Raw genomic sequence first — 23,882 nt, forward strand, 5'->3', positions numbered from 1 at the left:
AAAACTAAAGAATGGACTCAGGACAGGCAATCGCATTCAGCGGGTGAAAGTGGTTTCTCCGGTTCACATCATTGATGTGAACCGGAGAAACGAGGAGATGAGAAGCTATTTACGGATACATTGGAGATGCAAGAAAACGTTCTTTCGAAGATCACGTAAACGCATCTTGCACAGTTCGACGCATACGCCCGCTCGCCCCTATGCCCGGATGACGGTTCCCGTCTCGCCCTTGAGGCCCTTGGCGGCGCACTCGAGGGACGTGATGAGCGCGCGGCCCTCGGGATGGGCCTCCACGAACTCGATGCAGGCCTCGACCTTCGGCAGCATCGAGCCGGGGGCGAACTGGCCCTCGGCGATGTACTTCCTCGCCTCGGCCACCGTCATGGAGTCGATCTCCTCCTTCTCGGGCGTGTTGAAGTTGATGGCCACCTTCTCGACCGCCGTGAGGATCACGAGCATGTCGGCGCGGAAGTCCGCGGCGAGCTTGGCGCTCGAGCGGTCCTTGTCGATGACCGCCGGCACGCCGCGGTAGGAGTCGTCCCGCTCGATCACGGGGACCCCGCCGCCGCCCGTGGACACGACGATGTAGCCGTCGTCCATGAGGTCCTTGATGGCGTCGAACTCGACGATGCGCTGGGGCTTCGGCGAGGGGACCACCTGGCGCCAGCCGCGCCCGGAGTCCTCCCTGTAGGTGTAGCCGGTCTCCTCGGCGCGCCTCTTGGCCTCCTCCTCGGTGAGGAAGGCGCCCACGGGCTTGGTGGGGTTGTCGAACGCCGGGTCCTCGGGGTAGACGACCGTCTGCGTGACGACGCAGGCCGTCGAGCGCATGATGCCGCGGCGCTTCATCTCGTTGAGGATCGCCTGGGAGAGCTGGTAGCCGATGTAGCCCTGGCTCATGGCGCCGCACTCGGGGAAGGGCATGGCGGGCGTCTTGCCGTCGTGGGTCGACGCGTAGTCGAACGCGTTGTTGATCATGCCGACCTGCGGGCCGTTGCCGTGGGAGACCACGACGTTGATGCCCTCGGCGACCATGTCCACGATGTGCTCCGCGGTGTTCTTCACGAGCTCGAGCTGCTCCTGCGGGGAGTCGCCCAGGGCGTTTCCGCCCAGCGCGATGACCACGGACTTGCCTTCGCCTTTTTTGTATGGCATGGAAATTCCTTTCTCAAAATCAAGAACGCTGGATCGGATCATGACCATCCAGCGTTCTTTCGGATACTGTTCGCCGGTATGGGCAACTGGATTCTACGGTTCAGGTACCAGTTCGCCTTCCGCGACCGTTTCGGCCGGTTCAGCCGCATGGAGCAGCTTCTTGCCGCTGATGCCAGCACCGATAACAGCCGCCATAATGACCACAACGGTGACGATGCAGAAGATGAACACCGCTTCGAAGGATCCGGTACCCTCGTACAGCGAGGCGATGATGAAACCGCCTACGGAGCCGGCTGCGAACCCGAAGATGGTAATGTACGCAAAAATCTTGCCGTAGTCCTTGGTGCCGAACACGGTGGAGGCGACCGAAGCGATACCTACGCCCAGCAGCACGTACAGGGTGTCGCCCAAGCCGGCACCCAGATAGGCGATGATCTCGTTGCCGGCGCTCACCATGAGGATGAGCATCGAGAGGATGCCGACGCATGACCAGGCCACAAACGCTTTGATGGCGCCGAACCTATCGATGGTCATACCGATAACGGGGTTCAGAACTATATCGAATATGAGAGCGACGGAAATCATAATGGCGCCGACGGCAGGAGCGAATCCCACGCTTTCTGCATACATGGGGAAATAGGCGTTGATGACCGAAACGATCTGGGTGAGCGCTAAGGCCAGCGCAACCAGCACGAAGGCGAGCGAGCGCACGGCGCGCCTGGCTGATACGCCGGATTCCGCAACCTCCTCGACAGAAGCATTCGGGTTGTAGCCGTAGGGCTTCATGCCCTTCTTCTCCGGGCTGTAGGAAACCAGGAACAGAGCAGCGGGAACCGCAAGCACAGCGCCGACGATGGCGAAAACGAGCAGGCTCATGCGCCAGTCCATCATCTCCATGAGAGAGACGGTAATGGGGCTCATGATGGCCGAAGCTACACTGGCAAGCGCCCAGGCGAGGCCGATCGCAAAGCCGGTCTTTTTAGAGAACCAGTTCGTGAGAACGGTAGAAACGAACACGATGCTGGTGAAAGCCATACCCACGCCGATGAGCCAGCCGCCGATCCACCACCATACCACGCTCTGGCTGAACGATAGAACGGCGACCACAATCGACTGCAACGCAGCGAAGACAGCGATGCCGATAGGGGGAATCTTCGGTAGCCAGTTGCCCACAAAGGGAAGGCCGCAGGCGATACCGATGTAGACCAAGGTGGAGTACAGGGAGATGTTAGAGTAATCCGACCCGAGCGCAGCGGCTGCGGGGACGAAGAAGTTGCCGATGACAACGGTGTAGAACGTCACCGAGCCGGAGATGAGCATGCCGCAGCCCAATACGGTGAGCCAAGCGCGCCTGTTGTTTTTCTTGATGTCCATGGAAGGATCCTTTCGAAAGGGGGCCCGCTTTCGGTCGGAAAGAGGGCCCCTTGCATCTCTGCAAACGAGCAGAGCTAGATGCCCATCGTCGCCGCGAGCACGGCTTTGATGGTGTGCTGGCGGTTGCCGGCCTCGCGGAAAATCTCCGCCGCATGCTTCTCGAACAGCTCGTCGGAAATCTCCATACCCTCGGTGATGATCTTCTTGGATTCCTCGTCCGGAGCCTCCGCGAGCAGCTGCTGACCCAGAGAATGGTCGGCGTTATGCAGCGAGGGCAGCATGTGCAGCACCACGCAGTTCGGATTGTCGACCACTTCCATGAGTTCGCTTGTAAGACGGTACGGGATGAGATCCTTCGCATACGACATCCAGGCATTGTAGCCATGGTCGTCGCCGGTGTTGGAGGTGGTGTACTCCCATTCTTCGGTGGTCACGATATCCATGCCCTTGAGCAGGTTCACGTCGTCGGAAACGACCAGTTTGTTCTCGGGCGCCCACTTGGCGAACAATCCCTCGAGCTCCTCGACGTACTCGGGCAGCATCTTATGGTCGTACAGATTGGGGCCGATGGCGTAGCAGTCCATGCCCAGAAGCGCGCACATGCGACCGTACCACAGGGGGGAGATCGCGCAAGCGCCGGTGTAGGCCAGCTTCTTTCCCTTGCAAGAGCCCGCACCGCCCCAGAGCTCTTCGAGCGTCATGGCATCCGCCAGCATCTGGGTGGGATGGTCTTCGGTGGTCAGAGCGTTGATGACCGGGATGGTTGCGTACTCGGCGATCTGGTACATGAATTTCTCGGGGCCCTGGGAACGCCACACGATGGCGTCGTACATCTCGTTGAACACGCGAATGGTATCCTTGACGGTCTCCTGCACGCCCACGTGGGAATTCGACAGATAGGTGAAGCCGAGGCCCAAATCGTGGCAGGAAGTCTCGAAGGCGCAGCGCGTGCGGGTGCTGCCCCATTCGAACTGGGCGATGACGTCTTTGTTCACGAAGCGGCGCTGATCGATGCCTGCGCGTTTTTCCGCCTTCAGCTCATGAGCCAGATCCAACAGATAGCGGAACTGCTCGGGAGTGTAGTCGCGCAGATTGATGAAGTCTTTTCCGAGTATAGGGTTTCCCATGATGAGATCCTTTCTTGAAGCGGTTGATTGGGTAAAACGCACAAGGGACGAGCGGCGAAGCGCCTCTGTTTACCGGGACGAACGCACTCCGCCTTCCGAAAGCAGAACGAGCTATTCCGCCTTGGGAACGAAGACGTTTTTCGTCCAGCAGTGGATGCCGCCACCAGCCATGTTGAGGGCCAGCGAATCGAGCATGACCACCTTGCGGTCGGGGAAGGCCGCCTGCAGCGCGGCTTCCGCCTGCTGGTCCTTCTCGCGAATGGCCTCGTCCATGCCCTCTTGCCAGTAGCGCTGGCCCAACACGATGCCGTTGCATACGAGGAAGTTGCAATAGCTGGTAGCGCCGAACAGGTGCAACTCGTCCTCAGGCCAAGGGGTGCCGTCCATGAAGGCGTCGCCCACCAGCTCATGGTAGTAGTCGTACAGGTCGTCGCCGGGGCGTTGCACGTACTGGATGTGAGCGGATGCCGGGATGCGCAGGATCTTGTAGGGATTGCCATCGACGTCGGTGGCCTTGGAAACCACCTCGTAGGCGGCATCGAGACGACGCTTGTTCTCGGCGGAGATGGCGTTTTCAGCCGCTTCCTCTTCGGTCACCTCGGCCAAAAGTATGGTATCGCGAGCTACGAAGCGACACATCTCGTCGGTATGAGCGGCGAAGCTGGCACCCACGATAGGGGTTCCGTCTTCCATGTAGTCGAGCGGAGCCATGCGGAAATCGTCGTCATCGTAAAGAGGCTGGGGCAGCCAGATGATCTTTTCCACGTTCCAGATGCGCTTGAACTCTTCTTCCACCTGATCGCGAGTAAAACCGGGATTGCGCTTGCGCACCTCGGTATCTTCGATGCACATCAGCACGCCGGCACCGTCGAACTCGCGGTCGCCGCCCTCGGAGACCATATCGGAGCTGATGATATCGTAGCAGCCCAGACCGACGGCGGAGTGCACGCCGATCTTACGGGAGAGGTCGCGCAATCCTTCGTTTTTCTCGTAACGCCCGTAGAAGCTCCAGCTCGGGTTTACCACCAACGCGTGTCCCTGGTCGTCCACCATGACGTTGGGGCCGTTATCGCGAAAATAGAAGGAATTGGGATCTTCGGGATACTGGGTGAAGTCGATCTTCTCGATATCCACTCCTGCAAAGGAAAGGGTTTCCTTGCAGTTCTGCTCCAAACCCTCAACCATAGGACAGCAGTTGACGTGCACTTGCACATCACCGTATTCGATAAGGTTGCGGACCACCTCGGTCACCGGCTTCAAGGCATCGAACCCTTTGATGGGTTCGCCGTAAGGAAGCCATTCCACGAAGACATCGGTTTGCGGCTCGAATTCGCCCGGATATCTAAATGCACTAGCCATGTTTCCTCCTACGTATGTAAAGGACGGCGTCCTTCTTTTCAGACGCCCATTGCCGCGAACTCTATGCCGTGCGAGTCCGTTTGCGAAGATAGAACCGGGTTGATTTTCCCGCTGACGAAATATCAACCGGAATAAACCCGTATGTTATTGCCCAAGATCGGCCATAAGTACTAGAATGAGCGATCGCATTTATGCAGGCTCGCTCTTCTTGCGTAGAACCGCAGCGCTAGAACAGCGCTCAACAGAAAATGGAGCACGTATGGCCGCCGCAACATACTCCATCGCTATCTGCCTTGTCGCTGCTTGCATCGCGTCGTCCTTCGTGGCAATCTCCGCCTACATCGCTTCACGCAAGAAAACCTTGGCATATTTGGGGACCTTTTCTGCCATATACGGGGTGGAGCAGGCGCTTATCCTCTACAACGAGTACCTGACCCAAAACCTTCCCTTCAATGCGGAATGGGGTGCCATGGAGGACCCGTTTTCCCATATCGTGTTCGGGGCGGCGCTTTGCCAGTCTTTGTGGCTGGTAATACTCGATTTCACCAACGAGAATCGCTGGCAGTGGAAATACGGTCCCGTCCTCGGGTTTACCGCCATCTCGCTTTTGTTCTATGCGGCACCGGGCATCGATGACGCCATGCGCAAATGGGCCCTCTACAGCCTGCGGCAGTTTTTCCTTCTCGGAGGCAGCATCTTTTTCTGGCTGCGCTATCTAACCGTCGATTCTGCGCCGGAAAAAATCCGGTATCGCCGCAAAGCCCCTTACGTCCTCGTGTTCACCGTATTGGTGGTTTTGATCTTCTTGGAGGATGCGGTGGTTATGCTGCTCGTCAAAGAACCCGACCTCCACAACATCTTCTTGACGGAGTTTCTCTATCGGCGCAACATTTTCGAGATCGCGCTCTGCCTGTGCGCGATCGGCTATGCTATTCGCAGCGCTCTGCGGATGCTGGAATTGAAGCGCAACGATGCGTATGCAACAGCCGATCAGCATCGAACGCGTGAGGCTTCCTCGTACTTTTCGCATCGTTACGGGCTTTCTTCTCGCGAGGAGGAGATTCTCGTTCTTGTGCTAGACGGCATGGACAACCAGCGCATCGCTTCTCATCTTCAGGTTTCGGTGGGCACGATAAAAACCCATACCCATCATATATTCGAGAAGACCGGCACGGCGAACCGGGGCCAGCTGATCGAGAAGTTCTGGTCGGAATCTTAGCGGATGGAAGGCGGGAGCCGGGCCGATAGCCAAAGCCGCAGCCATCGAGATTCACCGCCGTCAGATAGAACGGCACGAAGGCGCGGACACTATACGGGACGAGGGATTGCTCGAAGCTTCACTCACCCAATCGTGGCAGGGCTTCGGCGATATCGGCTACGATGATCCGCTCGCCTTCATCGGGACAGATAAACCGTCCGACACATAACGGTTGACGGGCTTGCTAAATTCCCCTATTATCAACGGTGCCTTTGAACAGGCCTTGTCCGCAACGATTGGTAAAACCCAGCACGTGCGGCTTTTTTATTGCTTAAAGGAAAGGAAGTTACTTGAAGGTTCGAAAACCGAAACCTCACAGTAATTAGCCTTCGACTTCCCTTGTCGGCAGTCGAAGGACGACTGCGACAAAAACATCGGTACGCGACACATCCTATAAACGCACAGTTTGACCTGCGCGTTTTTCCATGGTTACGATGCGACGGATACCGATGCCGAAACGGTAAGGGAAAAGCATGCTCTATTTGTCACAAATGCTCGGCCGCCCTGTGGTCGACTCAACCGGCGAGAAAATCGGCACCATCGCCGATCTCGCCATCTCAACCGGCGAGGTATTCCCCCGCATCACCAGCCTAGCCTTCTTAGGTCCCGGCAAGACGCCGTTCATGATCTCGTGGCGCAAGTACGTCGAGGAGTTCGACGAGGACGGCATCACGCTCGGCGTCGAAAGCCACAACATCCGCTTCAGCTACCTGCAGCCCGACGAGATCCTACTCGCCCGCGACCTGCTGAACCGCCAGATCGTCGACACGCAGGGCATGAAGGTCGTTCGGGTCAACGATCTCAAGCTCTCCGAATCGGGATCGCAGCTGCGCCTGCTGGGTGCCGAGGTGGGTTTCCGCGGCATCCTTCGAGGGCTCGCCCCCTGGCTCGAGCGTGCGGTCGTCGCCGTGTCCAAGGTGTTCGGGAAAAAAATCGACGAGCAGATCATCGCTTGGAACTACATGGATCTCTTGGACCGCGACCTCTCCGAGGTGCAGCTTTCCGTCACGCACAAGCGCCTTGACGAGTTGCACCCCGCAGACGTTGCCGACATCCTCGAGCAGCTCGATCCGCAACAGCGCGCGAACGTCTTCCAACACCTCGACGACGCGCAGGCAACCGAGGCCATCTCCGAGATGGAAGACGAATACCAGGCCGATTTCATCGAAGACCTCGACGAAGCCCGCGCGGCGGGCCTGCTCGGCCAGATGGATCCGGACGATGCAGCCGATATCGTACGCGACCTTCCCTATGAAAAAGCCGAAGCGCTCTTGCGCCTCATGGGCGTCGAAGACGCAACCGAGATACGCAGGCTCTTAGGCTACAAGGACGGCACCGCAGGCGGCATGATGACCACCCAGTACGTGGCCGTTCCCGAAACCTATACGGTCGGCGAAACCATCGAGGTCCTGCGCGAGCTCGACGAGGACCACCCCACCGTCCACTACGTCTACGTGCTCGACGATTACGAGAAGCTCGTCGGCGTGCTTTCGCTGCGCACGCTCGTGCTCACCGACGATAGAACGCTCATCAAGGATGTCGCCTACGAAGACATTATCAGCGTGCCGCCCGACGAAACCGAAGAAGACGTTGCAGCCGACATCTTCAAATACGACATTCCCGCCATGCCGGTTGTCGACGAGCACGGCAGCCTGCTCGGCATCGTCACGGTCGACGACGCCTGGGATGCCATCGAAGAGGACGTCAGCGGAGACAAGGCGAAGAAGCTCGGCCTCAAGATTGCGGGCGTCGCGCTCGTCGCAGTGCTCGTATTGGCCCTGTACACCCTGGTCCTGTTCCAGATCATCGGATACGATTGGAGCTAGACCATGACGCCCAAGAACCGTTCCGATAAGACGACGCGGGAATGGGGCATCTTCCGTATGGGAAGAATCGATTCCCCGAAGGCTCAGACCGACGCGCCCCTCGCAGCAACCGACGACGCCAACGCAACCGAACACGCTGGGAAAAAGCCGAGCAAGCTCTGGCTTCTGCTTGCGGCGATGGGTCCCGGCATCATCACCGCCATGGCCGGCAACGACGCTGGCGGCATCTCAACGTACTCGACCGTCGGAGCGAAGTTCGGCTTCGCAACGCTGTGGGTCATCCCCGTCATGTGCGTGCTGCTTGCCGTCGTGCAGATGACCGCCGCCCGCATGGGCGCCGTCACCGGCAAAGGGTTCGCCGCGCTCATCCGCGAGCGATTCGGTATCCGGCTTACGGCACTCGCCATGCTCGCACTGCTCATCGGCAACGTGGCCACCACGTTCTCCGAATTCGCCGGCATCGCCAGCGGCATGGAGATGTTCGGCGTGTCGAAGTTCATCTCGGTGCCCATAGCCGCCATCGCCGTATGGCTGCTTGTGGTAGGCGGCAGCTACAAGCGCGTCGAAAAGGTGTTCCTCATTCTCTCGCTCGTGTTCGTCACCTACATCATCGCGGCGTTCATGGCAAAGCCGAACTGGGATGAAGCTCTGCTTTCGACGGTGGTGCCCCATGTGGTGAACGATACGAGTTTCATATCGCTCGTCATCGCGATGATCGGCACGACCATCGCTCCCTGGATGATGTTCTTCTCGCAGAGCAACGTGGTAGAAAAGGGCGTGGGCGTGAAGGATTTCTTCTCGCAGAAAGTCGATGTGATATCGGGCACCGTGGCCGCCTGCCTCGTGGCCTGGTTCATCATCGTGACCACGGGCGCAACGCTCTTTCCCGAGGGAATCGAGATCACAAGCGCTGCCGACGCGGCCCACGCGCTCGCGCCGTTCGCGGGGCAGTACGCCGAGGCGCTCTTCGCCATCGGGCTCATCGCGGCATCGTTTCTCGCCGCATGCGTGCTGCCGCTTACAACCTCGTTCGTCATCTGCGAGGCATTCGGCTGGGAGGCCGGGGTGAGCTTCAAGTGGAAGGAAGCGCCGCTGTTCAAGGGCATCCTCACGTTCGTCATCATCTTCTCGGCCGCCGTCGTCATCATCCCGAACATCGATCTTCTGGGCGTCATGCTCACGGCGCAGTTCGTCAACGGCATCATCCTGCCGGTGCTGCTCGTGTTCATGGCGATTATCGCCGCCGACAAGCGTGTCATGGGCGCCTACAAGAGCAAGCCCGTCACCCGCATCCTCATCTGGGCGACGGTGGCCATCGTGACCGTGCTTACCGTGGCGCTCCTCGTCATGCAGGTGCTCGGCATCGGGGACGTGGCGGTGTAAGGGCGGCAATACGCCGCGCCCCTGCGGCAGCCACGCTGAACGAGCAGACCGTCCGCCTCGATGCGCACAGATTGTCGGCCCAAAAACACGGTTTCGCGGCGAAAACCGTGTTTTTGGGCCGACAATGTTTATTGTGCGCTCGATTCCGTCTGACAGCGGGAAAAAGCAGGCGCATGAGACAATGCGATGAGACCGTGTGGGCTTAGATGGCGGTGATGCGCAGGTGAAAACCAATGACACCGAATTGATTCGGCTTTTTCAACAGGCCGAACATGGGAGAATGTGCCTGACTCCCCCTAACCAGCGCCTTCGCGAAGCGCTTCGACGCCGAGTCGAACGCGAGGAAGTCATCCGGCCGGCACGGGGCATGTACGCACGCGCCCCGTACTGGAACGCGCTTACGAGACCCCAGCAAACTCTCTGCATCTTGCGTACGCTGCAGAGCCAGCATCCTACCTGGACGTTCTGCCACGAATCGGCCGCCGTAGTATTCGGTTTGCCGGTTTCGTACAGAAGACTGGACTCTGTCTGCGTCGCAACATCGCGAGCGAACCGCAATCCCCGATCGGGGAGCATCCGTTGGCATATCGTCGAAGGCGACGAACCGGTCACGGTACAGGGCCTTCGCGTGACATCGCTGCAAAGAACTGCTTTCGACTGCATGCGAACCGTCGATTTCGGGCAAGCGCTCGCCATCGCGGACGGCGCACTGCGCGTAAGCGGATGTTCGGCGAGTTCGTTCATCTCACATTTCAGGCGAATCGGCGGCAGCCACACGGGGAAGGCTCATGCCATGAGAACGATGCGCTATGCTGATGCCCTCAGCGAAAGCGGTGGCGAATCCATTGCACGCGCAGCGATGATCCAACAGGGATTCGCACTTCCCGAGCTTCAGGTCGCGTTCCCTCAGCCTTTGCACCGGGGACGCACCTACCGCGTCGATTTTCTTTGGACCCGGCTGGACGGAAGCAAGGTCATCGGCGAGTTCGACGGCATGCAGAAGTACGAAGATGAGACGATGCTCAAAGGGCGCTCCATGCTGCGCTCGCTCGTCGATGAACGGCATCGGGAAGCACAACTCACCTTGTACGGAATGCCAATTGTACGGCTCTCGTACAACGACGTGGTTCACGCGAACCGTTTCACAAAGCTGTTGAGGCAATACGGCATTCCACAAAGCGACGAAGTCGCTCGATTTGTGCGGCGTGCAGCCCGATCCCGATCGACGGCAGCGCAGATATTCACTGTATGCAATCTGGCCGACTGAACGCTTCCCTGCCGTCCGATTGCACGGGTGATTAATGACGAGGGTCCCCCGATCCCGCAAGATCGAGGGACCCCATGCAGAGCCGAACAATGAAAACTCACCAACGCCCCTGCAACTACCTCATGTCGCGCCTGCGCTTCTTGTGCGCGGCCGCAGCGCCCAGGGCAAGAGCAAGCGCCGCGATCGCGCCGACGAGCACCACCGTCACAACAAGCGGATCACCCGTGCGCACGATGTTCGAGATCAGGCCGATACCCGCAGGCGTTTGCGGCGCGATGCGAACATCGACGGTGTTCGAGCGGTACTCGGCCTCGATACCGTTCGCACCCGCAGCAGATACGAGCGCGGTGTTCGAAATGATCGAACCGCCCGGGGCCGAAGTGTCCACCCTGACCTTGAAGCTATACACGGTTTCGCCGACGGCCGTGGGATCGATGGTCCATACGATCGCATGCCGTGCCTCATCGTAGGTGCCGCCCTCGGTGGCTGAGCCGTTCACGTACGACACGGAGGCCGGCAGCGGGTCGACGAGCGTCGCGCTCGTGAACGCCAGCGGGTCGGACAGGTCAACCTTGAGCGTGTACTCGAGTTCCTGACCCGGCTTCACCTCTTCGCCTTCTTCCACGTTTACCGTCTTCTCAACGCCCATCCACATCGCATGAAGCGTCACATCGCCGTGCATGGCAATCGTATCGCCCGGCTTGAAATGGGTGCCGGTGCCGTCGGGCTCGGTGTTCCACCCAACAAAGTGCGATTTCTCCTTGGCGAGCGGCGAGCCGTCGCCGAGCAGCGCACGCGTCATGGTGTCGGGCGTGCCGACGTTGTCGAGCACGGTGGCGACCTCGTCGTCGTCGTAGATGACCGCATCGACGGGAGCCGAGCCCGTATCGGCCGCACCTTCACGGTAGATCACCCGATACTCGTTGATGGTCACCTCGTCTTCGACGGTGTTCGATTCGTAGGCCCCGCTTGCCACCGTAACCTCGGCGGTGTTCTCAACGAGCGCACCCGTTTGCGCATCCGCATCGACGATCACCTCGAAGGTGAGCGTGATGGTTCCGGGACCGCTGGGATTGAGCGTCCAGACAACCTCGTCGCCAACCAGCTGGCCTCCCATGTTCGCGCTGCTTCCCTCATAGGACGTCCCCGCAGGCACCGCATCGGACACAGTGATCGCCTGGGCATCGGGAACGGCAACCTCGATGGTGTAGCGCAGCTTCTCATTCGGCTTAAGCGGCGCCGTCGGCTCGTCTTCCGCCGAGCTTTTCTCTATACCGAGCCATTGGGCGTAGAGGTCGAGCCCGCCCTCGGGTACAGCCGCCGCATCGCCCGCGTCGTAGTGCGCGCCCGTACCGTCCGCTTGGGTGTTCCATCCGGCGAAGTGCATGCCGTCGGCAACGAGCGCGGGAGCGCCTTTGTTGTCGAGCACCGTGGCGTCCGCGTCGACGAGGTAGTAGCCCTCGTCGACAGGCGCGGTGCCGCCCGTAGCACCGTTTCCGTGGTAGGTTACCTGCGCGGTCAGGGCAGCGGTGTCGTTGGTTTCCGTGGAATCGTAGCTGCCCCACTCGTCTGCCGCGATGGAGGCCTTGTTCTTAACCGGCAGCTGCGTGGTCCCCGAGACGATGTCGGCATCGGCGGTGGCTGTGAAGCCCACCGTCACCACATCGCCCGCGCTCACGTTGCTGATGGTCCACACGATGGTCCGCGTGCCGTCGGTGTACACGGCCTGCGAACCGGCGCTGTCGTCGTCGTAGGTGAGTCCCGCAGGAACCACATCGGTGATCTTCAGATCGCCCGCAAGGCCCATCGGCACCGTTACCGCAATCGAGTAGGCAATCTGCTCACCGGGCTGCAGGTAGGTGTCATCCGCGTTTTCCTTCGCCGATGTTTTCACCGCCTGCGACCACATGGCATACAGGTCGAGATCCGCCGACAGGTTGAGCGTTGCTGCAGGCGCATAGTGCGTACCCGATCCGTCGGCCGCGGTGTTCCAGCCGACGAACGTCCAGCCGTCCTTCGCAAGCGATGCGCGCCCGAGCACAACCACCTGCTCGGTCGGAAGGTAATTGTTCGGATCGCTCGGCGCCGTGCCCTCATCGGAGCCGTTGCCGTGGTAGGTGACCGTGTACGACGTGCCCACAGGATCCTTCTTCAGGTTGGTCTGGTAGGTCGATCCGCCGTACGCGACGTCGGCTACGTTGGTAATCTCGTCTACGCTCTCGGCATCCTCGCCAAGCGTCACCGTGAACGAAACCGTGAGCTGCGTGTCCTTGGCAAGCGTGCCGATGGTCCAGGTGACCTTCTTATCGATCGCGTTGTAGGCTCCCTTAAGCCCCGCATCAGCCCCGTTGACAAGCAGGCTTCCCGCTTTGAACGAGGTCTCGGCCGGTACGAGATCGGAAATTACGAGATCGGTCGCATCTTCAGGCAGCGTGACTGCAATCGTGTAGGTGAGCTCTTCGCCGCGTTTGAGATCGGTATTGCCCGTATGCTCCTTGGCCGAGGTCTTACTGGCCACGAGCCACATAGCCCACAGCGTCATGTTATCGGTAGGCGTTATGTTCTCACCCGCCTTGTAATGGGTGCCGGTGCCGTCGGCTTTCGTGTTCCAGCCTGCGAACACCTTGCCGCTATAGGCGAGCGGTACGGTCTGATCGTTTGCTGCCGCCGCCGCAGAAGAGCCCATCACGACGGTCTGATCGTCGGGCACATCGCCTACGGCCCCGTTCGCCTCGTAATCGATCGTGAGCTTCTGAGCGTTCTTCAGCGCGAAGCCCGTCGCCGCAGAACCCGTTACCGAGGGGTTCCAGAGCGTATCGGCCACATCGGTGTTGTCGACCTTGGTCTCGACGAGCTCGTAGGCGATCGGATCGGTGTAGCCCGAAGCGCTTTCGTAGCCGCTCACGTGCCCCACCTGGATCGTCCACGATCCGTCGCCGTTCACCGTGACCGTACCGTCCGAACAGGTCGGGTTTCCGAGAGCGGGCACGTCCACCCACACGCTCTTAGTCGTCTGGTCGCCGTCCTCGTCGGTGTTGCGCAGTTCGAACTCGATGCGCGAACCCGCGCTTGCACCCGTGGGCATCACCCACGTCTTGGTCACGCCGACCGAAATCCAATCCTGCAGCTCGATCGTGTCGGCGAACACGAGCGACTGTTCCATCTTGAGGTTCGCGGGCACCGTGGCTCCGAGCTTGAAGTGCTCGCGTTCGGCGGCGACCGAGCCTGCATAGGTGCCAACGTCGAATTCTGCGATGGGGCGGGTGCGCTCGGCACGGTCGACGTTGACGAGCAGGGCACCCGTCCCCGACACGGCTCCGGGAAGCTCCTTCGTCACCTCGATGGCGCGGTCGGCCCATACGGGGGTTTCCGACGTACCCGTGTTAGCCGAGGCAAGATAGATCTCATGGCCTGCGAAGCTCGCATCGGTGATGCTGGCCAGTTCGAACTTCGCACCGTCGTGGTAAACGCCCGAGCCGCGCGCAGCCTCGTTGCCCGCAAGCGTCGCATCCTCGAATCGGACGGTCGCGCGGTTGGACACCGCTCCGCCGAACACCGTCGCTGATACGTTCTTGTTGTTCTGCAGCACCGCTCCCCCGTAGAGCTGGAGGTTGCCGCTGCCGCTCGTTACGATGAGCGGAGCCTCGGCGGATACGCCGTTCGCGGTTGCCTTCGGGCCGATATCAGAGCCTGCCACACGATTCTTGTGGCCGTCGATCACGAGATCGTCCACCGCGAGCACGCCGCCCGTCACTTCGATGAGGGTTCCCGTATGGCTTTCCTTATCGAAGCCGGGAAGGCTCGCGTAGGCGTCAGGCCGCGAGTAGCGCTCGATGGTGATGGAGTTGCCCGTGAGCACCGTTTCCTCGGGATCGCCCATGAGCCCCGCCGTGTACGAGGTCGAGGTGATGTACGCCGAAGCGTCCATGGTGACGGTGTTCACCACGTAGATCGTGCCGGCGTTCTCCTGCTCGGCAACCTTGTAGGCCTGCGAGAGCGTTTCGACTGCGTTCTCGGGATCGAATCCCGTGTTCGTGTTCAACCCGTTTACACCGTCGACGTACACGCCCGCAACGAACTGCAGCTCGAGCATGTTTTCGGCTCCGCTGCGGTTGCCAAGCGAGTACACGGCGCTCACCTGATCCTCAAGGCGGTACAGCTTCTTGTCGGTCGCACCGGGGTTCGTGCCGCTTGCGGGGTATTCTACAACCGGCCGACCTCGGTACACATCTTCGAGCGTGATGGAAAACGGCGTGCCGCCCGAATTCATGATGCCGCGCTCGCGCGCCGTAATGAACGCGCTGTTCTGCGGCGCGGACGTGCTGCCCGTGCCCGCGAGATAGATTTCGTCGGTGAGACCCAGGTAGCCGCCCGCCAACTCGAGCGTGCCGGCCTGATAGATCGAATCGCCGAATTCGGCCTGCGTGTTGGTGGTCGAAGCGTTCGTCAAGAGGGCGCTTCCGCCCTTCTCGACGCGCACCGCGCCGCCCTTGCCGCCTGATGCGACGTTGTCGTTGTTGACGACCGTCGTAAACGAACCGGCAAACGATCCGCCGTCCGCAACGGATATCACCGGATCCAGCGCGTCGACGCCGTCGGCAGCGAAGGGAGCGGTACCCGAGAAGGGTTCGCTGTGGCCGTCGAAGGGCATGCCCTGGCACTCGAAGGTTCCGGCCACGTTGAACAGCGTGCCGTAGTGCGTTGGCGCGGTGTAGCCGACAAGCGTGTTGTGCGCCGTCGGTTGGGCGTAGCGGCGGATGTACACTGTGCCTGCGGTTTCCACCTCATCGGATTTGCCTTTGTTGTACACCGACAGCTCGTCGGTCGCGTTGTTGGTCAGCGAGAAAGAATCGCCCGGCTGCACCGTCACCGTGTTGACCACGATGATGACGCCGCCGCCCGACCCGTCGGGGCTGAACGCCTCGGCGGCCTTGAGCAGCTCGTAAGCGTGCTCGAGCGTGTCGACCGCCGTGTCGGGCGTTTCGCCGTTGTTGCCGGGAAGCCCGTTCACGCCGTCGAGGTAGACGACGCCCTTCTGCTGGAGTTCGAGGATGTTGCCCGCAAGGTTGCGGTTGCCGAGCTTGAACAGCGCGGCCACGTCGGGTTCGAGCCCGAAGTAGGCCGCCTGCGCGGTTGTCGGCACAGAACCGCCCGGATACTCCACCACCTCGCGGTGGTTGTAGGGGTTCTCGAGCGCGATCGAAAGCTGGCCGGAGGGCACGTAGGCGTCTTCGACGTTCACGATCGAGCTGAAGCCCGCGCTGACATCCGACGTCTTGGTGCCGGTCAGATACACCGATCCGCTGATCGACGAAGTACCCGCCAGCATGGTGAGCGTGCCGTTCTGGTATATCGCCGCTCCCTTGCCCGCCTTGGTCTGCGCGATCGCAGCGGTGTCAGCGATCGTGGTTGCGCCCTCGTTGAAGATGGCGCCGCCCTTGCCGCCCGTGGTGTAGTACGTCCCGGATGCGGAACCGTCGGTGTTGTCGTTGAGCGAAAGCGCCGCGTTCACACCGAGCTTGAAAGAGGCGCCCAACTCGACCTTCACGAGCGAGCCGCCCGTGATCTCGTCGATGTCGCGGCGTCCGTCGATGGCGATATCGGTGAGCTCGAACGAGCCGCCCGACTCGACCGTAACCAGTTCGCCGAGGTAGGCCGGATACGCCGTACCAGTCAGCGAGAAGCCCGTATAGCGAATGATACGCGAGGTCATCTCGACAATACCGTCGCCATCGGTGTCGATGAGACCCTCGGAAAGCGTCCACGTCTCGCTGCCCGTCACGATCATGGGGCCGCTGACGAAGAACACGGTATGCGTCAGATCGTTACCAGCCGCAAGCTCCTTGGACTTCGCCTCGGCAAACGACTGGTACGGCGTTGCCGGCGTTGCGCCGTCGCGCTGCCCGGAAGGCACCGAGGTCGTGGAGTCCATGAAGATGTACGCCTTGAGCACAAGGTTCGGCGCCTGCTTCTCAAGCACGAAACCGGGAGCGCTCACCTCGAAGTAGCGGTAGTACGCCGTTGCCGTTCGGATGACGTCGCCATCGGGCACGACCACGGCATCGCCCTTCCTGAACGGACTTGACGACAGGCTGGTCGTTGTGGGAACGTCAACCTTGTACAGGCGGTCCTTCTGATAGATGCTGCCCGCAAGCGTGATGGCGTTGTCGCGCGTCGTGAGGAAGATGCGGTCTTCAACGGTCGTGCGACCGCCCTTGAGGGTGAAGTTCGGCGAATCGACATAGATTGCCGCGTTCTGCTTTGACGCTTCGGCGCCGGTAACAGTGCGATTGTTCTTGATCGTGCCGCCCGCAAGCGTGAAAGCGCCGTTCTTGTCAACGTACACCGCCGACCCCCAGGTGGCTGCATTGCCCTCGATGGTGCCGTCGGCCATGACGAAGGTGCCGTTGCCGACCATCACCGCGCCGCCGCGGAAGTAGCGCAGGTTGGTCGCCGTATCTTCGATGGAGCCGCCGTTCATGGTGAGCGTGACATTCGCCGCCGCAAGGTGGAAGCCCGCTCCGTACACCCAGGAATTGTTCGGCTGACCCTCGTTCTTTACCTCGTTGTTGCGAATGGTCGCGCCAGCTATGGTTGCATCGGTCGCCACCGTGTTCGACGCGGTAAGATACACCAGTCCGCCGTAGATTGAACCCGTGCCAACCTGCGAGACCACGTTGTCCTCGACAACGGTCGTGCCTGAAAGCGTGAAAGCAGACTGCGAAATGTAGAACAGCCCGCCCTGCACCTGGGAATCGGTGCTCAGGTGGTTGTCGCGAATGTGCGTGTCGTGGATCGTCAGGCTTCCCCCAGCCGACCGGAACAGGCCGCCCATCAGCGAGTATGATCTCGTCCCCTCAGAGATGATGCCGTGGATCGACGAGTCAGTCACGCTCATGGTTCCCTGGTTGGAGAACAACGGTGCCACACCCGTCACATGCACATCGGTCACCTCGACGTTACTCATCCTCAGCGTTCCGGCGTTGTTGATCACAAACGCGCTGCCGCCTGCAGAATTAGATGTTCTGATATCCCTGAAGCCACCCCCGTTCATGGTGACCGTTCCCGTGGCACCCACGCTGAGTGCACCGCCGTAGGACGAATGGGTCAGAGCGTTGGTGAACTCCACATTCGTGAGGTTCGCGACCCCAAGCCCGTCCACGGTCATGATCTGCTGCCGGGTATCCTGAACCGCCGGCCTGGCATCATCGAACGTCAGATTGGCCGCAACGAATGGCGTCGGCGTAGCGGTAACCGAGATCAGTATGCCTTTGTAGTTCTCTTCGCGCTTGATCAAGGGCTGCCACGTATCGCCCTTGTCGTTGGTGAACAATCCGCCTTCCGGAAGGCTCCAATCAAGATCGTTGATGCCCTTGGAGGCAAGGTACGGCTCGACCATGTAGTTGCAGATGTAGATATCGCCGCCCTTCTCACGGGTCTTCAATATCTCGAGCGCTCGCGCGAACGTGCGTACCGGGGTGCTCGGGCTTGCCCCGTTGTTCGCATCGTCGCCCTCGGCTGCCGCACCGTAACTGTTGTTGCCCGCGATATACACGTCGCGTCCCGGAATGACCACGATGTACGTCTCGTCGGCATCGGTTCCGTGCACGATGCCGTAATCCCTTGGGATGTTGTCGGTCGTCTGGTACAGGTCGTAATAGTCGGTCGCATCAGCCACGCCGCGCGCCGCATCGGGCCCGACAACGCGATGGCCGACGAACGCCTGGATGTAGGCGAGTTTGAACTTGCCCGCCGACAGCTCGTCGATCGGGGTGCCGAGCTCGTTGGTCAGCGTGATGATGTTGCCCTCGTACGCCAGATACGTCTCATCGTCGATCTCGGCGTTGGCATCGATGAACAGAGCGCCCTTCGTCCAGATGGACATGCCCTTCGTTATCGTGCCGCCTTGGTTGTTGCGCAGGATCGAGGTGCCCGGCCCCATGGAAAGCGTGGGTCCCTGATCGAGTCGGACGCCGTTTTGCCCGTTATCGGATATCGATGCCGAACCGGTCATGACGATATCATAGTCTGAGAGCCTCTCGGTCGTGTAATCGGTGATGTATATGCCGCTGTTCTTGTACCCGCTGATCGTCGCCTGATCGGTCAGCGTGATCGTGCCGGCGGTGTAGTAGGGGATGTCGCTTGCCCTCCTCACGTACACGCCCTGCGACTGCCCGTTCGAGAAGCGGGCGTTGTCGGAAAGCGTCAAATTCGTGCCCGAAGCATAATCCTCGTACGCAGGGCCGCTCATCGCGTTGTCGATGTAACTGTCCCCAGAAAACGTCACGTTTGCGGCAGGACCGCTCGCCGCTTCGCGCAGATCCATGAACACGCCTCGATCGCACGAGTCGATGCCGGCGTCGTCGGTAAACGTGACGGCGAGGTCGGTGTACGCGAGCGAGCCCGACCCGCCCGCATAGATGCCAAACTGAGAGAGATCGATCTTCGTCCGTCCGGAGAGATCTGCCGAAACGCCCTTGCTCGATCCGAATCGCAGGGCGCTGGAGAACCCGCTGATCGTCACGTCGTCTTTCGCCGTGAGCTTCGGTCCCGCAATCGCATCGGATCCGCCTGCGGCATGGTAGCCCACGCCCCGTTTCGCCGTGATCGATTCGATGCGCGCAAACCCCTGCAAGATCACCTCGGCATCGTTTGCCGCATAGATGCCCGTGCCGCCATCGACAATGATGGTCGGATGGGAAGCATCGGTATCGGACGACGTTCCCACAACGGCTTTCGCGCCGTCCAGCACCTCGATGCCGAGCGACCCTTTCGCCTCGATCACGCTTTCGTCTTCCATGACCACCGAGGTCTTCATGAGCGGCCCGTTCGAACCTGATACCGAAACGCCCGCCCGTCCGGCATAACCGAGGTTCGATGTCGTCTCGCAGGTGATACGCGCCTGATCAGCCAGACGCGCCGTCGATCCTGCGGTAAGGGTGATGGCATCGTTGCGGTGGCTGCTCAAAACGCTGTCGCCCTGCATGACGATCGACGACTGGCCTTTCATCCTGATGCCGTATTGGAAGTTGTTGGACACGACGCTGCCGCTGTCGAGCACGACCGATGCGCCCAAATCGATATCGATGATCGCATCGACGCCACCGGCGGTCGATGAGGTGACGTTGGGGTTCTCAGGGCTCACCGCCTCGGCCATGCCGTTGACCACGATGTTCTCGAGCGTCAGGCTTCCTGAGCCGCCAAGCGCGGTCACCATGGTTCCGTAGTAGCTCGCAAAGCGTTTGACCTGCGGGAACCATTCGGAATCGTACGCCTTGTGCTGCTGGGTGTACGCGGAGTCGTTCTGGTAGTCGAGCGACCACACCTGCGCGTCGATCACGCGAACCTCGCCGCATATGTAGATGAACGGCTCGAACGTCTGGGCGGCGGGAACGCTCGCCGCGTTGGCGTCGGCGATGCGCTCACGCAGAATCTGCTCGGCCCGCGCATAGGTTGCAACCGCATCGTCGGGACTCGTGCCCCCGTTGGTAACGTCGTTGCCGCCCATGCCGTCGACGTAGACGCCCTCGCCGACGAGAATGATGTTCTTGTTGAAGCCGCCCAATGTCGTCTTAGGAGGAATGGTGCCGCCCTCGAACGTCGCAACATAGGGCGAGGCGTCCTCGAGTTCGTAGGTCTGCCCCGCAACCGTCACCGATCCCACCGGCTCGACCACCGTCGATCCCACTTCGAACACCTCGGTGTTGACCGAGATGGGCAGACTCACCGAAGAGCCGGGTGCATCGAGCAAGAGCAGGCGGCTGAGCGCCGTGTTCAAGAAGAAGTTGTTGTTGTCGAGCGTGAGCTGGTTCGCATCGACGTACACCTTGCGCGCATGGTTCGCTGGGATGTCTACGAACACCCCGCCCGTCGTCGGCGCAGACGCCCCGAACCGCCCGCCGAGCAGATAGGCCTCGTCGGCAAAATACGCGTTGGAAGAAGCACCATCGGTGCACAGGTTGTCGGTTACGTCGCCCGATTTCATGGTGAAGGAGCCGCCCTGGAGCGAGATGCCGCCACCTTCCGAAACGGCCTCGTTGCGCGCCGTCGTCGTTGCGCCGTCCATGGTTACCGTTCCCGCCGCCACGTAGAGACCGCCGCCCGAACCGGTGGCTACGTTGTCGGTTATGGTGCAGTCGGTCAGCTTGAGAACGCCGCTGGCGGTGTGGATGCCCGCACCGAGGGGGGCACTACCCTTCTCGATTACGACACCCCCGAGGATAACGTCTCCCCGGGATTCGTACGTCGAAAGGTTTCCACCGTAGCGCGTTGCGATGTTTGAGGTGAACACGATGGAGCCCGGAGAAGAAGCAATGGCCTTGATGTTCGATCCGTGGATCGCGCCGCCGTATTCAGCTTTGTTGCTATCGAACGTTGCCGCCGTCAGATCCATGGTAACCGTCGAGCCGGTTCCGACGGCACCTGCGTAGGTTCCGGTGTTCGATTTGAAAGTCGCGCCTGTAATGCGCAAGCTCGCATCGTCGGTAGCATAGACAGCTCCGCCGTTGCGTCCGTAATTCGATTCGAATAACGCGCCTCCCGAAATGTCGACGGAGCTGTACCTGTACGCGGCAATGGCGCCGCCGAGACCGTACTCGCCGACCTGGTTGCTCTTCATGGTGCCGCCGGTCATGATGAATTTTGCATTCTCATGCAGGCTCACGGCTCCACCGCCACCCGAGCGCGAAGTAGCCTTGTTGGCCTCGAACGTGCCGCCCGACATGGTGACGGTGGATGCCCCTTTCGCATACAGTCCGCCACCATGGCTGGACGTCGACGAGGACGAACCCGAGGTGTTGTACGACTGGTTGCCCGTGATCAAAGCCGTGCCGCTGATCGCCACCGTCGCATCGCCCACGGATATGCCCGCTCCGTAATCGCCGGAAATCGGGGCGCCGCGGCTGTACTGGTAGTTGTTCAGAACCGCGCCGCCCGACATGGCAAACACGGTGTTTGCAGGCTGGTACGACACGCCCTTGATGCGCACGCCCTGCGAACGGTAGCCGATCTCGCCGCCGGTCATGGTGAACGTCGTCTTCTTGCCAGCTGCGCCCTGAACATCAACGCCGATACCCACAACGGCTGTCGAAGTCGTCTCGGAACCGAGTATGCGGGTGCCGTCGTTCATGTTGAACGTCGCGCCTGGCTGCACGAGCACCGTGCGGCTGTCCGCCGAAGGCGATGTGTCCATCTGGATCGTGATGTCGGATGTGGTGAGCGTCGCGCCCGCGGGAACGCGGATCATGTTCGAAGTCAGCGTTGCCGCCTGCGCGGATTCGTTGTGCTTGTGGTCGGGGTCTCTGCAGATCAACACCCTGGCATCGGGGAAGGTGGCCACAGGAAGCGACCAGGTTTCTGATCCGTCGATCGTCACGGTGTCGCAGATGTAGATGACACCGCGACCTTGCAGGTTCGTGTGCTCGAGCAGCTCCTTGGCACGGTCGAACGTCTTCACCGGGAAGCGGCAGTTGCCGCCGAAATTCTCGTCGTCGCCCTTGCCCGACAGGTAGATGGCTTCGTACTGGAAACTGCAGTACAGCTCGAGCTTCGTTATGTCGAACACGCCAGCAGGGTCGCCCGCCAAAGTCGGGCCCTCGTTGTCGTATACGAGCTGCCAGTTGTATGCGGTGTTGCCGCTGTTGAGCTGGAAGTACGGCTTGATATCGAGTCCCGGGACCGTCGTTTCGACCACGTTGAGGTACTGGTAGTTCAGGTTGTCGGCGATGCCCGAGTAGTACAGCGTGTACACGGTGCCGGGGTTCGGCGTGGCCGTGAGCTGCAAGGGGTTGTAGATGGCGCCTGTGCCCGCATCGCTTCGGCCCCAATCGTCGAGGTCGGTCTGGATCGCTCCTTCAACGCTGACGTTCTGGCCGATGTTGAGCTGACCGCCCGTGTTTTCGATGCCTCCGATGATGCGCATCGTACCCACCACCGGATCGCCGACGATCTTCACGTCCTTCAGGGTGAGCGTTGCCGCGCTCGATCCGTCGCCCTCGTCGGGCACGAGGAACAGCTCCTCGACCGTCTTGTCCCAGAACGTGAAGGTGACATCGTTGTTGAGCGTCGATTGGGGATCGATGCCGTCGATGGTCATGTTCTGCGGCGCAATGACCGTGCCGTTTGTGGCTGTCGATCCGAGCTGCACGGTGGTCATGACCACGACGGTCGCCCCCGTCGTAAGGCGGAAGAGCTCTTGGACGCGATCGTAGGTGAGCACCGGGTAATCGGCGCTTGCGCCTGTGTTCGTATCGTCGCCCGCAGCCGCGATGATGCGCTGATCGTCGGGGTCGCGGATCGGCACGTCGGAAGGGTTCCAGTAGATGAGCTTGTTGTCCGAAAGCGGGATGATGCCATCAGCGGCTGCCGCAGCGGCGAGGGCCGCTTCGTCATCGAGCCCGTCGGCTTCGACATCGCCTGCGCCTGCTCCCTCGCCGAGACCGTCGCCTGCGCCCTCGGGACCCTCGGCGCCTTCGCTTCCGCTTGCGCCGCCCGTGTCACCGTCGTCCGAACTGTTTCCGCTTTCGCCGTCAGACGAGCCTTCGGCAGAACTGCCAGCCGCTTCGTCGGTCGAGCCGGCCGTCGCTTCGCCCGATCCGCTCGATCCATTCGAGTCTCCCGCGGTTTGCGGGAGCGCAGCGAGCCCATTGCCCGATTGCGCACCCGAAGCGTCCGCAACAAGCGGGCCAGCGGCGTTCGCCAGAGGAACAATCGCGGATGCCTCGCCCGTCGACGTTGGAGCAGCGCTCCCGCTCGGTTCGGCTGACGCAAACGACGGCACCCCTAACGACGTTACTACGAGCAGGATCGACAGGGCCAGCGATACCGCTTTGCGCATTGCGGGCACCCCGCCTCCCTTTTCCCGCCGTTTCGCAGCCTGGATATGCTCGATGCCCCCGGAAGCTTTGCCCATCGGAATCTCCCTTCGAAAGATCGTCGCACGCCGAATCGCGATCAAGCCCCCAGAGCCTTCGTGGTCGACGCGGATCGGTCTGATCTATCGTTCACTTGATAGCGCAGTATCAATGTAATAACTTGCGTAAGTGGGGAAATTGTAGCTTCGTCGGTAGGATATTACAATACTTTCTCAGCGCAGCGGCAGTATTTGTATGGAAAAATTCATTAGTTGAACTGGTATA

Annotated in this window: 9 protein-coding genes; 4 read left to right on the forward strand and 5 right to left on the reverse strand. The window is 60.7% G+C overall.

Features of this window, described 5'->3' with window-relative positions:
• Positions 1 to 198: 198 nt before the first annotated feature.
• The 4 genes from arcC to C1722_RS11720 all read right to left on the reverse strand — a co-directional run bounded on the left by arcC (position 199) and on the right by C1722_RS11720 (position 5,012).
• The gene (gene arcC / locus C1722_RS11705) at positions 199 to 1,152 is read right to left on the reverse strand and encodes a carbamate kinase (protein WP_102379645.1); all 954 of its coding nucleotides are present in this window, start codon (positions 1,150 to 1,152) and stop codon (positions 199 to 201) included.
• Between the two features lie 93 nt (positions 1,153 to 1,245).
• Positions 1,246 to 2,526, reverse strand: a complete 1,281-nt coding sequence (locus C1722_RS11710) for an MFS transporter (protein WP_102379396.1) — start codon at positions 2,524 to 2,526, stop codon at positions 1,246 to 1,248.
• Between the two features lie 74 nt (positions 2,527 to 2,600).
• Complete coding sequence (locus C1722_RS11715; RefSeq protein WP_102379397.1) at positions 2,601 to 3,653, reverse strand: ornithine carbamoyltransferase; 1,053 nt, start codon at positions 3,651 to 3,653, stop codon at positions 2,601 to 2,603.
• A 111-nt stretch (positions 3,654 to 3,764) separates the two neighbouring features.
• On the reverse strand, positions 3,765 to 5,012 hold the full coding sequence (locus C1722_RS11720) for an agmatine deiminase family protein (RefSeq protein WP_102379398.1): 1,248 nt from the start codon (positions 5,010 to 5,012) through the stop codon (positions 3,765 to 3,767).
• 259 nt (positions 5,013 to 5,271) lie between these two features.
• Between C1722_RS11720 and C1722_RS11725 the strand changes: the two genes are divergently transcribed.
• From C1722_RS11725 to C1722_RS17460, 4 genes are all read left to right on the forward strand, one after another.
• Positions 5,272 to 6,231 (forward strand): helix-turn-helix transcriptional regulator, encoded by a 960-nt coding sequence (locus C1722_RS11725; protein WP_180995179.1) that lies wholly within the window; start codon positions 5,272 to 5,274, stop codon positions 6,229 to 6,231.
• A 512-nt stretch (positions 6,232 to 6,743) separates the two neighbouring features.
• Entirely contained in the window at positions 6,744 to 8,096 is a 1,353-nt protein-coding gene (locus tag C1722_RS11730) for a magnesium transporter MgtE N-terminal domain-containing protein (RefSeq protein WP_102379400.1), read from the forward strand.
• A gap of 3 nt (positions 8,097 to 8,099) precedes the next feature.
• Positions 8,100 to 9,479 (forward strand): NRAMP family divalent metal transporter, encoded by a 1,380-nt coding sequence (locus C1722_RS11735; RefSeq protein ID WP_180995180.1) that lies wholly within the window; start codon positions 8,100 to 8,102, stop codon positions 9,477 to 9,479.
• A gap of 661 nt (positions 9,480 to 10,140) precedes the next feature.
• Positions 10,141 to 10,746, forward strand: a complete 606-nt coding sequence (locus C1722_RS17460; protein ID WP_244902538.1) for a hypothetical protein — start codon at positions 10,141 to 10,143, stop codon at positions 10,744 to 10,746.
• Positions 10,747 to 10,861: 115 nt separating this feature from the next.
• Here C1722_RS17460 and C1722_RS11745 read toward each other — a convergent pair whose 3' ends face one another.
• Positions 10,862 to 23,656: an InlB B-repeat-containing protein gene (locus C1722_RS11745; protein WP_102379401.1), complete on the reverse strand. Its 12,795-nt coding sequence runs from the start codon at positions 23,654 to 23,656 to the stop codon at positions 10,862 to 10,864.
• Positions 23,657 to 23,882 lie beyond the last annotated feature (226 nt).

It is taken from the genome of Raoultibacter timonensis, assembly GCF_900240215.1.
Taxonomy (GTDB): domain Bacteria; phylum Actinomycetota; class Coriobacteriia; order Coriobacteriales; family Eggerthellaceae; genus Raoultibacter; species Raoultibacter timonensis.